Genomic DNA, 13,616 nt, shown 5'->3' on the forward strand with positions numbered 1-13,616 from the left:
CCGGCAGGGTGCGTCGCGCCCCTCTCCCGCCGTATTAAACCCAACCCCGCGAACCATCGTCAAGTCAATTCCCCCGCGCCAAGCCCTAAGTTCTTGTATTGGAGTCCCTTACCCAGAGCGCGCCGCCTCCTGCTCCTGTCCGTCACCGTCATTTTCCGATGCAGAACCGCGCGAAAATCCGCTCCAGAACGCCCGCGTCGGCCTCGCGCCCCAAAATACCGCCCAACGCCGCTAGCGCCTCCCGAAGTTCGAGTGCCACGAGTTCCCCCTCCCCGCCTTCGCGCGCCACCCGCTCCGCACGCCCGAGCGCCCCGGCCGCCTCCTCCATCGCCGACCGGTGCCGGGCCGTCACCACCGGCCCGCTCGCTTCCCGGTCCACCGCCCCGCCCTCCACCGCGCGCACCAGGGCCGCCCGCAGCGCCCCGAGCCCCTCGCCCGTCACGGCGCTCGTCGCAATCGTCTCCGCCCCCAGGCCGCGCGACTCCAGCCACGCGAGCGCCCGCGCCGGGGACTCGAGGTCGCACTTCGTCACCGCCACCACCATCGGCGCCGCGAGGAGCGCCACGAGGTCCCGCGTCCGCTCGTAATCCGGGCTCGTCGCGTCGAGCGCCAGGAGCACGAGGTCCGCCCGCTCGAGGGCCTCCAGCGCCTTGGCGCGGGCCTTGCCCGCCAGTTCGTCCCGTCCCGGCGCGCCGGGATCCAGGCCCGCCGTGTCGGAGAGCACCACCGTCACGCCCTCCAGGTGGAGGGCCGCCCGCAGTTCGTCGCGCGTCGTTCCGGCCTGGGGCGCGACGATGGCCCGGTCCTCCAGCAGCAGGCGGTTGAAGAGGCTCGACTTGCCGACGTTCGGCCGGCCGGCGATGACGAGGCGCACCTCGCCCGCGAACGTCTCCAGACCGCGGCTCCGGCGCCCCAGGTCCGCGAGCGCCTCGCGCAAGAGCCCCAGACGCCGCGCCACTTCCCCCGCGGGCGCCGTCTCGATGTCCTGGTCCGAAAAGTCCAGGTCCACTTCGATCCGAACGAGGGCGTCGCGGATTCGATCGACGAGGCCTTCGATCTCACGCGAGAGATGCCCGCTCAATAGGTCGCCCGCCGCACGCAGCGACGCCTCGCTCGAGGCGCCGACGACGGCCATCACCGCCTCCGCCTGCGCCAGGTCCAGCCGGCCCGCCAGGAGCGCCCGGCAGGTGAACTCGCCGGGCCCCGCCGCCCGGGCGCCGGCGCGCAAGAGACCCTCGACCATCAGGCCTTCCAGCGCCGGCCAGGCGCCGACGTGAAACTCCACCACGTCCTCGCGGGTGTACGACTTCGGCCCGCGCATCAGGTACGCGACGGCGGGCGCCGAAAGGAGTGTCCCCGGCGGCTCGAGGCGCCCGGGGCGCGCCGCGAAAGTCGGCCAGGCGGAAATGGAGGAGTGGTCCGAGGCTGCGAACGCGCGGTCCGCGATGGCCACCGCGTCCGGACCCGAGAGCCTGAGGATAGCCCGCTGCCCGGGACCCGCGGGCGAACTGACGGCAAGGATGGTATCCGCAAGGTTCACGTGCATCTCGTCCGGCCAAAAGGACGAATAACGAAATCCGAATGACGAATCAAATCCGAAATTCGAATGACGAAATGAAATCGCGCGGTTCGAGTTTCGTCATTCGGAATTCATTCGACATTCGGATTTCGCCATTCGTCATTCGCCCGCCACGGCACTATTTCGTTTTTCGCGTTCGATCTCCCTCGTCACGTTCGGGTTGTCCGCGGCGTTTGTGGAGCCAGGCCTCGATCCGTTCGGCGAGCGACTTATTGCGGCCGGCGACGAGCGAGCCGGCCTTCTTCGGCGGTTTCGGCGGCGGCGGTTCTCCGGGCTTCGCCGGCGACGGGACGGCGGCGAACTTCTTCTTCAAGTACCGCTGCTCGAAAAATCCCAGCAGCGACGACGTCATAATGTAGAGGCACAGCCCTGCCGGGGCGCTGTAGAGCACCAGCAGCAGAAACGCCGTCATGAAGACCATCATCTGCTTCTGCTGCTGCGCCTGCGGGCCCGTCGAGGGGGCCGGCGTGAATCGCTGCTGAAGGTACATCGCGAACGCCATCAACAGCGGCAGCAGGTTGAAACTCGTGATCCCCCCGCCCATCATGTTCTGGATGCTGCCCACCAGCCAGCCGAGCAGAGGAATGTCCCGCCCCGGCAGAAAGAACGGCGTGTTCCACAGGACGAGGGAATCCGGCTGCGCGAGGTCCTGAAGGAAGATCGTTCGCCACGGCATCCAGTCCACCCAACCCGCCGGCAGAAACGCCGCGTGACGAAGGTTGATCGCCACCTGCAGCGCCCCGTACAGGCCGATCCAGATCGGCATCTGGAGGAACATCGGCAGGAAGCCCGTCACCGGGTTGATTCCCTCTTCCCGGTACAGTTTCATCATCTCCTGGTTCAGTTGTTCCTTCTTGTCTCCGTGCTTCTTGCGGAGTTCCTCCATCTTCGGCCCGATCATCTGCATCTTCGTCATCGACTTCTGGCTCCATCGCGTCACGGGGTGCATCACCACCCGCAGCACCACTACCAGCATGATGATCGCCAGGCCGTAGTTCCGCACCAGGCCGTGAAACGCGTCCAGCACGATGACCATGAATCGGCTGATCTCGGAGATGCCCGGGATCGGACAGCACCCCGGCTGCCAGGCGATGAGTTCCGGCAATCCGATGGCGGCATAGGCCTCCAGCACCTTCGGGTCCTTGGGGCCGGCGTAGATGACGTACTCGTGCCGAAGGCCCTCGCGGGGGGAGATCGCCTGTTCGCGCGCCACGAGGCGAACGCCCGCCAGAGGCACGGTCGCGTCGAACTCCGTCACCTCGTACCGAAACGCCTCCGCCCCGGCCGCGAACGTCCCCTCCCGGGAGGGCTTCTGGGGAATAATCACCACAGCAAAATATTTTTCTGTTTCGCCCGCCCACGCCGCCTTCGGGCCCGCCAGGCTCGCTTTCACAGGCCCTGCGGTTTCCTCGCCTTTCTTTTTCTCGAGTTTTTTCCCCGCCACCGACTGGACTTCGACGCCCTTGTCGGTCCACGCGCCCGCCGCCGCCGCACGGAAATCGCTCCGCACGTCCTCCCGCGGAAGCGCCGCCGGACCCGCGAGAACGTAATCCACCCGCTCCACCTCGTCCGCAAGCGCCACAAACTCCAGCGCCATCCCGATCTCGTAATCCACCGATGCCGCGGCCGGCCCGTCCGTCCCCGGCAGCGCGTCCTGGCGCGCCGCGCCGCGCGGCCGCAGCGTGTACCGCCTCACGACCCGAAGCGCCGGCGTCCCATCCGTCTTGTGCACCTCCACCGAAAACGCGACCTCGGTCGGCCCGCTCTTCTCGACCCGCCAGAGCACCTCCGAAAGGTCCACCCGCGACGGCCCGTCCGCCCCCGCGAACCACACGCGCAGTTCCGGAATCCGAAACGCCGGGAACGGCGCGCTCGCCTCCACCAGGTCCATCGCCTGCCGCTTGTCGGGATCCTTCTCGCCCCGGTCCGCGACAGTCTTGAAGAACCGGTCCCGCGCCAGCGACAGGCGCTGGACCGCGCCGCCGCGCGGCGTCACGCACACCTCCAGATTGTAGTCGCTCCCGTACCGGGCCGAGCCCATGACGGCCGGCTTCTCGGCCTCCTCACCCGTTGCCCCGACGGCCGTGAGTTCCGGCACCTTCTCCGCAGGGCCGGGGGGCACTGGTGGCTTGCCCACCAGTGCGCGGTCCGAAGGCGGCGTCTCGGGCGCGGGCTTTTCGGGTGCGGGTGCTTCGGGCGAGGGAGGTTCCGACAGGACGCTTCCCGGCTCCGGCTTCTTGGGCGCCGACGATTCAGGGGCGGGCTTCTCGGCTGGCGGCTTGGACGCCGGCTGCCCGGCCGGCCTTTCCCCCGGCGGCCACACGCGAGGTGCGATCACGAATTGGAAGACCAGCATGAGGCCCATGGAGATGGCGACGGCCACCACCATTCGGATGATCGATTCGCGGTCCACGTTCGAGCCCTAAGTGCCTGAGTGCCTGAGTGCCTGAGTGTCAGCGCGGCGAGCGACCTCACCGCCTCAACACACCATACGCCAATCCGAAATTTTACCCGCCGTAGTCCCGGCGCGCCGGGACGAAGGCGGGCCGCAATGCCGTTACCGCCCTTCCGCCAGCCGGTTCGCCAGAAAATCGTCCAACTCGTCGATCGCCAGGATCTTTTCCATCGTGGTCTTATAGTCGTACGGCACGCGATGCCACTGGACCTCGTTGCCGTCGAGCGTCACGTAGCACGCGCGCGGGTCGAGGTCGCGCGGCTGTCCGACGCTCCCGACGTTGATGACGGCCTTGCCTTGGCCGATCATGTACCTGTGCCCCACCTGGGCCGGCGTCAGGAATTCGTAGCCCGCGGTGAATACGCCCGGCAAATGGGTGTGCCCCAGGAAGCACGCGCTCTTGACCAGGTCGAACACCTGCATCAGTTTCGCCGGGCTCATCTCGCCTTCGTCCGGAAACAGATACTCGTGCATCGGATACCGCGGCGAACCGTGAACGTACAGGATTCCATCCTGCGAATGCGACGTCCCCATTCGCGCCAGGAACTCCCAGCGCCGGCGCCGCAGCGCCTCGTCCGGCTCCGACTCCAGCACCTTCCGCGTCCAGAAGATCGAACGCTCGGCCGGCGTGTTGAATCCCGCCGGCTCGATGAACACCGCGTGGTCGTGGTTCCCCATGATCGTCCGGTCGAACCCCATCACGCGGTCCAGGCACGCCTTGGGGTCCGGACCGTACCCCACCACGTCTCCGAGGCACAGGACCGCCTCGCATTTTTTTTCGGCCACGTCCGCGCACACCGCGTCCATCGCCTCGATGTTACCGTGTATGTCCGACACCAGTGCGATCATCGCCTCACCCGCTCCGATGAACAGCACGCGCCGCGCAAGCGCGGCGGCTAACTATGCCCTTCCGCTTCCTTCGATGCCTCGCCCGGTTTCTCCGCCTCCTCGACGAGCATCACCGGAATATCGTCCCGGACCGGGTACCGAAGCCCGCACCCCGGCTTCTGGCACACCAGGCGGTCCCCCTCCGGGCGGACCTTCGTCTTGCAGACGGGGCACACCAAAATCTGAAGCAGTTTCGCGTCGATCACCGCCTGCCTCCTCTTTTGTTTCCGGCGAAGGGAGCCCAGTATAGGCCCCTGGCCGACCAAGTCAACCGTTTCCCTCTTCACGCCAACGCCCAACGCTTGCCGCCGGCGCCTTGGCGGGTTAGAATGCACCCGGTTCGGCGCCGCGAAAGGCTGCTCATGCGCATTCTGGCCGTCGAAACCTCGGGTCCGCGCGGCGGCATCGCCCTGGCCGACTCCGAGCGGCTCCTCGACGAACGCCGGCTCGACGAAGGCCTTCGCCACGGCAGGGACCTCCTCCTCACCATCCGCGACGCCTGCGCCACCGCAGGCTGGACCCCCCGGGACATCGAACTCCTGGCCGTCAGCATCGGCCCCGGGTCCTTCACCGGTCTGCGCATCGCCGTCGTCTTCGCCAAGTTCACCGCCTGGCACACCGGCGCGCCGATTGTCGCCGTCCCCACACTTCGCGCCCTTGCCGAGAACGCCCCGCCCGACGCCCCGCGCGTCGTCCCCATTCTCGATGCGAAGCGCGGCGGCCTCTTCGCGAGCATCTTCGAACGCCGCAGCGGCCGGCTCGATGAAATCCTCGGCCCGACGCTCCTCGAACCCGAGGACCTCGCCGGACGACTCCAGCCGCCCGCCTTCATCCTCGGCCGCGGCATCCCGAAAGGCCGGTCGGCCCTCAGCGGTTTCGACCTCGCGCCGGAAGACCTCTGGGACGTCCGCCCCTCGGTTGTCGCGCGACTGGGTCGCCAGATGCACGCCCGCGGCGAGTTCGCCGACCCCTTGCGCCTCGAACCCGTTTACATCCGCCCCCCCGAGGCCGAGGAACTCTGGCAACGCCGCCACCCCTGAGCCCCCGCGCGCCTGCCCCGCCTGCCCCGTTGGGGTTGGGGCCGGTTCCGCCGCCCGTTGTTAACGCCCGGGGATGAGGCCCCGCAGGGGCCGAATCCCCGGGACCCGCTCTCCCGCACCCCCGCCGGCCTCGCGATCCTTTTTTGTTGACACTCGCCGGGGGGTGGAGTACCTTTGAGGATTGCCCGCCTGCCCGACGGAACTGGCAAGCAGAGACGGCAGGTGATCCTCTCCACTCGGTAGGAAGGAGCGACTCGGATGCACCGGACACGACTGGCTAGCGGACTCGCTTTCGCCCTTGCACTCATCGGCTTCTCGCCCCCGGCGCCGGCCCAGACGACGGCGACGGCTGCGCGGCCTACGCCGCCATACACCGGCTTCATCAACGCCGACCTCGTCAACATCCGGTGCGGACCCGGCTCCTACTATTACCCGCTGGTCCAGGCCGCCAAGAACACGCCGGTCGTCGTCGAAAGCGAATCGCGCGACTGGCTGGCCCTTCGCCCGCTGACGGGCGTCTGCGGACTGGTCGCGAAGAACGATGTGACCCTGTCCGGCGACGGGGCGACGGCGACGCTTGCCTCGCCCGCCGCCCGCGTCTATGCGTCGGGCCCGGCGGCGAGGCGCCAGTGGTGCGTCATGCCCGCCCCGGCGGAGGGCGCGACCTTTCAGGTCCTCGGTCCGGCGGAAGGCGACAGGCTCCGCGTCGCGCCGCCCGAAGGGGCGCGCGTGTACGTCCTCACGCAATACGTGACGCCGGGCGCCAGCCTCACGTCGGTGGGACCGCTCCCCTCGGTGAACGTCGAGCCGCCCAAACTCGATCCGCTCGCCCAGGCCTATAACGATGCGGGCGCGGCCCTCGCGGGAGAGATGAAAAAACCGGTGGACGAACGCGATTACGCCCCGGCCCTCGCCCAGTTCGCCGACATCGCCGACAAGGCCGAAAAGAACTGGCTGAAGGCGGCGGCCTCGCGCCGCGCCGCCGAAATCCAGGCACTCGTCGAGCAGCAGAAAGAGTTCCGCGCGACGGTCGCGATCGGCAGCCGGCTCGACCAGCGCCTCACCGAACTCAACGCCCAGCGCACCGCCGCGATGACCGCCGCCGAACGCGAGGCCGCCTTGCAAAAACCGCCTTTCCTGGCCACCGGCGTCGTCGCACCCATCCTGCAACTCGAAGACGTGGATTACGCCATCAAGTTCAAACTGGTTGACCAGCGCGGCTGGCCCGTCGTCGTCCTCCAGAGCACACTCTATGACCTGAACCAGTACGCCGGCAAGGCAGTCGGCGTCCGCGGCACGCGGACGTACTTGCCGGCCTGGGGAACCTATCTGGTCACCGTGGACGACCTGGAGGTCCTCGAGTAGCGGTCCAAGCCCAGGGATTCCAATTCCAAGCCCAGGGATTGAAATCCCTGGGCTTGTTGTCGCACACGTCACGCTACAGCCGGCGCCAGAGATCAACGTAGTCGAAGTACCGCCCGGGGCAATCGGTCGCCTTCAGTTGCCCGTGGCCGTAAATATGCGACCGCGGAATTCGGTACCGCTCCATGAGGAACCGGACGAGCGACGCCAGCGCACGCATCTGCGCTTCCGTCGGACGGGAGTCGTTAAAGTTTCCGACCAGGCAGATGCCGACGCCGACGTCGTTGTATTCCGGATGGTCGGCGACCTTGCAGTGGGCGCCGTGTTTCTGCTTGAACCATCGCGGGCCGATCTGGACCTCGCCGTCCCCGGCCCCCGACCCGTTGCCGATGACGAAATGGTACCCGAGTTCGTCCCAGCCGCGGGCGCGGTGGATGCGGTCGAACTCGTCGGCCGAGCCCCACGTCGTCGCACTGTGGTGAACGACGATGAACCGCCACGGACGCTCCGCGCCGCTGGGACGCCAGTCGGCGGGGATCTGCCACGACGCCGGACGCACGGGCGCCGGGGCGACGCCCCCCGCGACGCGCGAGCCGAAGATGGGCTTGTACGGCTCGCGGAGGAGGAGGCCCTGCCCCGCGCCGCAGCCGATGGCGATGCACGAGGCGACCACGGGCGCCGCGGACGAAAGGAGACGCTTCAGAAAATCTCGCCGGTTGATCATCGAACGGTTTCCACTCTATGCAGGGTCCGCTCGCGGACGGACGGAAGTCTGGCAACCAAGTTTATCGGACCGTCGGCGGACCCGCCTTGACGAAAAGCCCCGGCACCCCGCGCGCGCCTGTTTCGCCGTGCATCCGTTGCCGTCAAATCCGCAATCCGAAATTTTACCCGCCGTAGCCTTGGCGAAGGCGGGCCGAAATCCGCAATCGTTCGCCCCCCCCGCGCGCCGCCTTGCCACGCCGTAGCCGCCGTCATGTTTAGCCGCGAGCCAACGGCGAGCGCGTGCCGTTCGAGCCAGCGGCGGAAGCCGCCGGTCACGTCACCCCTCGCGGCCCAATTGGCCGGAACCGACCGCCGCACAAACGGGTTCAACAAAAAGGGGCCGGAACCCTTTCGCTTTTCGGGAGCAGCAATGGCCGGACGCGTCGGATGGACAGGGACGGCCTTGGCGGCAGCGCTCGCGGCAGCGATCCCGTGCGCGCAGGCCGCCGACCAGCCCCAGTGGGGCGCACGCCACTCTCGCAACATGGTTTCCGAGGAGACGGGCCTCGCGGATTCGTTCGACCCGGCCGGCGGGGCGAACGTCCGCTGGGCCGTCCCTCTCGGGACGCACACCAACTCGACGCCGGTCGTCGCGGGGGGCCGGGTGTACGTCGGCACGAACAACGGCTCGCCGCGCGACCCGCGCCTCCCGGGCGACCGCGGCGTCCTCATGTGTTTCGACGAGGCCACGGGCAAGTTGCTCTGGCAACTCGTCGTCCCGAAGTTGACGGAGATCACCAACGCCGACTGGTACGACATCGGCATCACCTCGCCGCCGACCGTCGAGGGCGACCGCGTCTACCTCGTCACGAATCGCTGCGAGGTCGTCTGCCTCGACGCGGACGGCATGGCGGACGGGAACGACGGGCCGTTCACCGACGAGGGCTCGCACCTGGCGGGCGCCGGCAACCCGCCCCTCCAACCGGCAGCGCAGGACGCCGACATCGTCTGGCTCTTCGACATGGTGGCGGAGGCAGGCGTCCGGCCGCACAACGCATCCAACTCCTCGCCGCTCCTCGTCGGCGACCGGCTCTACGTCGGCACGTCGAACGGCGTCGAGCACACCCACAAACGCGTGCCGGCCCCCGACGCCCCGAGCCTCGTCGTCCTGGACAAGCGGACCGGCCGCCTCGTGGCGAAAGACGCCGCCGGCATCGGGCGCCGCCTCTTTCACGGGCAATGGTCGTCGCCCTCGCTCGGCGAAGCGGGTGGCAAAGCACTCATCTTTTTCGGCGGGGGTGACGGCTTCCTGTACGCCTTCGAGGCGCTCCCCGAGCCGCCCGCCGAAACCCCCGCCACGCTCCGACAGGTCTGGGCCTTCGATGGCGACCCCGCGGGGCGCGTCGAGGACCCCCACGCCTTCTTCGACAACCGGCGCGAGGGGCCCAGCGTCTTCATCGGCATGCCCGTCTTCTCCGAAGGCCGGGTGTACGTCGCGGCGAGCGGCGACACCTGGCACGGCAAGCGCGCGTCGGCCCTCAAGTGCGTCGAGGCAAACGGCACCGGCGACGTAACCAGGAGCGCCCAAGTCTGGTCCTACGCGACGCAAGGCCACTGCCTCTCGACGCCGGCCGTCGGCGACGGTCTCGTTTACATCGCCGACACGAGCGGACGCGTCCACTGCCTCGATGCGGCTACGGGACAGGCCGTCTGGGTCCACGAAGCGAAGGGCGAAATCTATGGCTCCCCGCTCCTCGCCGACGGAAAGGTGCACGTCGGCACGACGCGCCGCGAGTTCTGGATCCTCGCGGCCGGGAGGGAAAAACGGGTCGTTAGCCGCGTGACGCTCGGCTCGGCAATGCACGCCTCGCCCGTGGCGGCGAACGGCGTCCTTTACGTCGCCACCGACACGATGCTCTACGCGGTCGGGAAATCGCGGAACGCCCTTCGAGAGCCTCAGGGCCCTGAGCATGGTCGAAGGGCAGAATAAAAGTTGTCTTTCGCCGTTCAATCCCAAATCCGCAATCCGAAATCCGCAATCCGCAATCGTTTCCCCCCCGCGCGCCATTAACGCCCGGGGATGAGGCCCCGAAGGGACCGAATTTCACCCGCCTGTGGCGGGCCCCGGGACCTCCCCGGGACGCCTTTCGCCCCGCGCGCCGTTAAAGCCCGCAGATGAGCCCCAGTTTCACCGGGGCGAATTTCACCCGCCGTGGCGGGCTGCGGGATGCCGTTCACTCCGCACTCTCCCTGTTCGCCGTTGGACCCCCTTGGGGTCCCTGTTCCTTCATAGGAGCCCTTCGGGCCGCACTCCGCATTTGCCCCCCGCCGCGCGCCCCTCTTTTTCCCCTCTCCCCTCGTGGCCCGTCGAGAGCCTCTCGTTCGACCCAGAGGCTCTCGACGGGTGGGTCGAATGAGAGAGGGTAGGGTGAGGGGGCTCCTCCCCCCCGCGTGCCACGGCGTACTGTCTCGACGAATCGTCGAGGCGTCACGAACGGTCTTGGCCGACGGGTGTGACTAAATTTTCTGGCGCATTTTAAATCCTTTGCTAGCCTTGTCTTACGGGCACTGCCGCCCGGAGGAGGCAAGGCGCATGTCCAAGCAAGCCAAGATCACGCTGGGGCAACTGAAGAAGATGGCTGGGCCGGAGATGGAACGGTTGTTGGCGGAGGTGACGGAGGCGATCAACGAGGCCCCGGCCGGGGCGGTGATCGCCGCGAGTGAGGAACCGGTGCGGGACGCCATGGAGCGATTCCGAAAACGGGTCTTCGCGTTGGGCATCCAGTTGCGGACAGACGCGGCGAAAGCCGCTTTTCCCCCCTCCGGCCGGTGCGACCGGCCGACGCCTCCGGTACAAAGGGGATAGCGCGATCAGTCCGCTGACGGTCAACGGGACGATCGGGGTGAGGCGGCCGGTGTATGCGGCTTCCGAAGGCGGGACCGTCGCGCCTCTGGATGCGTGGTTGGGCGTGGTGCGGAGCCTCGTCAGCGCCGGGGCACGGGAACTGTGCTACCGGGCCGCGATGGCGGGGGTCAGTTTTCGGAAGGCGTCGGAGAACTTGGCACGGCTGGCGCAGGTGCGGGTGAGTCACGATCGGGTCCGGCAGATCGTGGAGGCCGACGGCTGCGACGATGCAAGCGCTAACCAGGGTCGAGCGCTTCATGGGGCGGGCTTGCCATACACCTCGACTTCGATGTAGTGGTTCCAATCGTTCGTCGAGTTCCCGTTGCTGTAGAGGCGGACGTACCGCCCCTTGACACCCTTCGAGTCAATCAGATGGCCTTCATAAGTTTCGACCCGCTCCAAGTTTTCGCCCAGGCCGAGCCCCGCCGAGTTGTCGTAATCGTTGTTGAACACGGTCGTCACGCCGGTGATGAAGTCCGGGTCCGAGCACGCCTGGACGACGATGTCGTGATAGACGCGCGGCTCCTTGTGGTAGTGCCAGATGACGATGGCATAGATGTTGTATTCGGCTCCGAGGTCAATCTGCACATACTGCAGGCCGGCAGGGAGTTCGACCAAATTTCCGTCCCCGGGTTCCTTGTCGCCATCAGTAATCAATGCCAATTCCCCCATGATCGTCTCTTCGTCGCTCCCACTGACTGGCTTTTTGAGCGCGACGTTCGTCGTCCCCTTCGGCGCCATGAACGGCGCGCGGCGCTTGCCGAGCGGTTTCTCAACGTGTGGCCCGAGAAGGTCGCGCGTCTCGAAAAGTTCGAGCGGCGGCAAGCCGGGGATCTGCGGTTGAGGCAAATCGATCACGATCGGCTCCAGGTCGCCGGCGCCGGCAGCCTCGGCCGATTCCCTGGACTGTCCGGCCGGTTCCGACTTCTGGCACGCCTGGACCAGCACGGCCGCCGACGCCAACAGCAACACCAGCATGAGACTTCGCAAGGACGTGTTTCGCATTGGAGTCCCTCCTTCTCCATTGCCAAGGCCGGCGGGCGGGCCTCACGGTCCGTCCCGCCCCATCCTTTTAAACAACCGCTTGGGCGGCAAGTGACGCACAATTTAACCTTCCCCGGCGGCCGGGCCGAGACCCCCGGTGAAGAATTTCAGCGCCGGAACGTCTCATCCTCCAGGCCGGGACGCAATTTTGTTGCACCCCTGGCCACCTCATGCGATAAGGATGACTCGCTACACAGCCCTTTCGCCGGGGGGGGTGACGGTTGCTTTTGGCGTCACCCTGGCCGGCGGACGGGGTTTCAGAACGAGAGCGAACGGAAGCCCGGCTCCCGGACGCCGACACGGTTATGAGCACAAGGAGATTACGATGAAACGCCTGGCAATGCTTGCAGTCCTCATCAGCACGGTTTTGTTGCTGTACGGCACAGCATCGGCGGCCCAGGGAAGCGTGTCCGACGCCGACGTTCAGAAGATCACGGCGGCCATGCCCGACAAGGCCCCCGCCAAGCCCGCCAAGCCCCGGAAACTCCTCGTTTTCAACCTCACGAAGGGATTCCATCACGGCTCCATCCCCTACGGCTCCAAGGCCCTGGAGATCATGGGCCAGAAGACCGGCGCCTTCGAGACGACCGTCAGCGACGACCCCGCCGTCTTCAAGCCCGACAGCCTCAAGGCCTTCGACGCCGTCTGCCTCAACAACTGCACCGGCGATCTGTTCACCGATGACGAGTCGAAGGCGAGCCTCCTGGACTTCGTGAAGGGCGGCAAAGGCCTCATCGGCATCCACGCCTCCACCGACTGCTTCTACAAGTGGCGCGAGTTCGGCGAAATGATGGGCGGATACTTCGACGGCCATCCTTGGAACGAAGAGGTCGGCATCAAGATCGACGATCCCGCGAGCCCGATCACCAAGGCGTTCGGCGGCGAAGGATTCATGGTCAAGGACGAGATCTACCAGTTCGGCCCGGGCAAGGCCGGATGGGACGCCTACTCCCGCGACCGCCTGCACGTCCTCTTGAGCCTCGACATGACGAAGACCAAGGACAAAGGCAAGCGGGCGGACAAAGACTTCGCCGTCGCGTGGATCCACGATTATGGCAAAGGCCGCACCTTCTACTGCTCCCTCGGCCACTATAACGAAATCTTCTGGACCCCGAAAATCCTCGAGTGCTATTTGGCGGGCATCCAGTTCGCCCTCGGCGACCTGAAGGCCGACACCACCCCCACCGCCAAGGTCCGAGGCAAGTCGGCCGCCGAGCCGGCGGCACTCCGCATCTTCGCCGCCGCACTGGAACCGGGCAAGGCCCCGAAGAACAAACCGGCTCCCGCTGACGAAAAGGGGTTCAAGGCCCTCTTTAACGGCAAAGACCTCGAGGGCTGGCAGAACGCCGGCGGCAAGGAGCCCGGCGCAGGATGGGTCGTCAAGGACGGCGCAGTGACCCGCGAGGACAAGGCCGGCGACATCTGGACCAAGGACCGCTTCGGCGACTTCGTCCTGGACCTGGAGTTTAAGACACAAGGCAACAGCGGCATCTTCATCCGCACCGACAACATCAAGGACTGCGTCCAGACGGGCATCGAGGTCCAGGTCATCAACTCATGGGGCAAGGAGAACCCCGATAAGCACGATTGCGGCGCCATCTACGACTGCCTCGCCCCCTCCAAGAGCACGGTCAAAGA

12 protein-coding genes are annotated in these 13,616 nt (G+C 67.1%); 6 read left to right on the plus strand and 6 right to left on the minus strand.

Features of this window, described 5'->3' with window-relative positions:
- Positions 1–148 precede the first annotated feature (148 nt).
- The 4 genes from NTX40_07835 to NTX40_07850 form a co-directional block, all read right to left on the minus strand.
- Positions 149–1,540: a tRNA modification GTPase gene (locus NTX40_07835; GenBank protein ID MCX5648990.1), complete on the minus strand. Its 1,392-nt coding sequence runs from the start codon at positions 1,538–1,540 to the stop codon at positions 149–151.
- Positions 1,541–1,697: 157 nt separating this feature from the next.
- Positions 1,698–3,992 carry a YidC/Oxa1 family insertase periplasmic-domain containing protein gene (locus NTX40_07840; GenBank protein ID MCX5648991.1) on the minus strand — a complete coding sequence of 765 codons (2,295 nt, stop codon included), beginning with the start codon at positions 3,990–3,992 and terminating at the stop codon, positions 1,698–1,700.
- 144 nt (positions 3,993–4,136) lie between these two features.
- A complete protein-coding gene (locus NTX40_07845) occupies positions 4,137–4,883 on the minus strand; it encodes a metallophosphoesterase family protein (protein MCX5648992.1) in 747 nt (248 codons plus the stop codon).
- A gap of 47 nt (positions 4,884–4,930) precedes the next feature.
- Entirely contained in the window at positions 4,931–5,128 is a 198-nt protein-coding gene (locus tag NTX40_07850; GenBank protein MCX5648993.1) for a Trm112 family protein, read from the minus strand.
- Positions 5,129–5,284: 156 nt separating this feature from the next.
- Between NTX40_07850 and tsaB the strand changes: the two genes are divergently transcribed.
- On the plus strand, positions 5,285–5,962 hold the full coding sequence (gene tsaB, locus NTX40_07855; GenBank protein ID MCX5648994.1) for a tRNA (adenosine(37)-N6)-threonylcarbamoyltransferase complex dimerization subunit type 1 TsaB: 678 nt from the start codon (positions 5,285–5,287) through the stop codon (positions 5,960–5,962).
- A 258-nt stretch (positions 5,963–6,220) separates the two neighbouring features.
- The gene (locus tag NTX40_07860; GenBank protein ID MCX5648995.1) at positions 6,221–7,327 is read left to right on the plus strand and encodes a hypothetical protein; all 1,107 of its coding nucleotides are present in this window, start codon (positions 6,221–6,223) and stop codon (positions 7,325–7,327) included.
- A 73-nt stretch (positions 7,328–7,400) separates the two neighbouring features.
- Here NTX40_07860 and NTX40_07865 read toward each other — a convergent pair whose 3' ends face one another.
- The gene (locus NTX40_07865; protein MCX5648996.1) at positions 7,401–8,048 is read right to left on the minus strand and encodes a peptidoglycan recognition family protein; all 648 of its coding nucleotides are present in this window, start codon (positions 8,046–8,048) and stop codon (positions 7,401–7,403) included.
- Between the two features lie 411 nt (positions 8,049–8,459).
- Here NTX40_07865 and NTX40_07870 point away from each other — a divergent pair, with 411 nt between their 5' ends.
- The 3 genes from NTX40_07870 (at position 8,460) to NTX40_07880 (ending at position 11,229) form a co-directional block, all read left to right on the plus strand.
- Complete coding sequence (locus tag NTX40_07870) at positions 8,460–10,019, plus strand: PQQ-binding-like beta-propeller repeat protein (protein ID MCX5648997.1); 1,560 nt, start codon at positions 8,460–8,462, stop codon at positions 10,017–10,019.
- A 603-nt stretch (positions 10,020–10,622) separates the two neighbouring features.
- Entirely contained in the window at positions 10,623–10,895 is a 273-nt protein-coding gene (locus NTX40_07875) for a hypothetical protein (protein MCX5648998.1), read from the plus strand.
- Positions 10,896–10,932: 37 nt separating this feature from the next.
- The gene (locus tag NTX40_07880) at positions 10,933–11,229 is read left to right on the plus strand and encodes a hypothetical protein (protein MCX5648999.1); all 297 of its coding nucleotides are present in this window, start codon (positions 10,933–10,935) and stop codon (positions 11,227–11,229) included.
- Here NTX40_07880 and NTX40_07885 read toward each other — a convergent pair.
- Complete coding sequence (locus NTX40_07885) at positions 11,190–11,939, minus strand: hypothetical protein (protein MCX5649000.1); 750 nt, start codon at positions 11,937–11,939, stop codon at positions 11,190–11,192. The two genes, NTX40_07880 and NTX40_07885, sit on opposite strands and share 40 nt — an antisense overlap.
- A gap of 364 nt (positions 11,940–12,303) precedes the next feature.
- On the opposite strand from NTX40_07885, the gene NTX40_07890 reads away from it, so the two are divergent.
- On the plus strand, positions 12,304–13,616 hold a 1,313-nt coding region (locus NTX40_07890; protein MCX5649001.1), incomplete at its 3' end, for a ThuA domain-containing protein.

It is taken from the genome of Planctomycetota bacterium, assembly GCA_026387035.1.
Taxonomy (GTDB): Bacteria; Planctomycetota; Phycisphaerae; order FEN-1346; family FEN-1346; genus JAPLMM01.

Excerpts from the sequence above, each read along its gene's own strand:
- NTX40_07845 (MCX5648992.1), bottom strand. The coding sequence starts at position 4,883 with ATGATCGCACTGGTGTCGGACATACACGGTAACATCGAGGCGATGGAC.
- tsaB (MCX5648994.1), top strand. The coding sequence starts at position 5,285 with ATGCGCATTCTGGCCGTCGAAACCTCGGGTCCGCGCGGCGGCATCGCC.
- NTX40_07860 (MCX5648995.1), top strand. The coding sequence starts at position 6,221 with ATGCACCGGACACGACTGGCTAGCGGACTCGCTTTCGCCCTTGCACTC.
- NTX40_07865 (MCX5648996.1), bottom strand. The coding sequence starts at position 8,048 with ATGATCAACCGGCGAGATTTTCTGAAGCGTCTCCTTTCGTCCGCGGCG.
- NTX40_07870 (MCX5648997.1), top strand. The coding sequence starts at position 8,460 with ATGGCCGGACGCGTCGGATGGACAGGGACGGCCTTGGCGGCAGCGCTC.
- NTX40_07875 (MCX5648998.1), top strand. The coding sequence starts at position 10,623 with ATGTCCAAGCAAGCCAAGATCACGCTGGGGCAACTGAAGAAGATGGCT.
- NTX40_07885 (MCX5649000.1), bottom strand. The coding sequence starts at position 11,939 with ATGCGAAACACGTCCTTGCGAAGTCTCATGCTGGTGTTGCTGTTGGCG.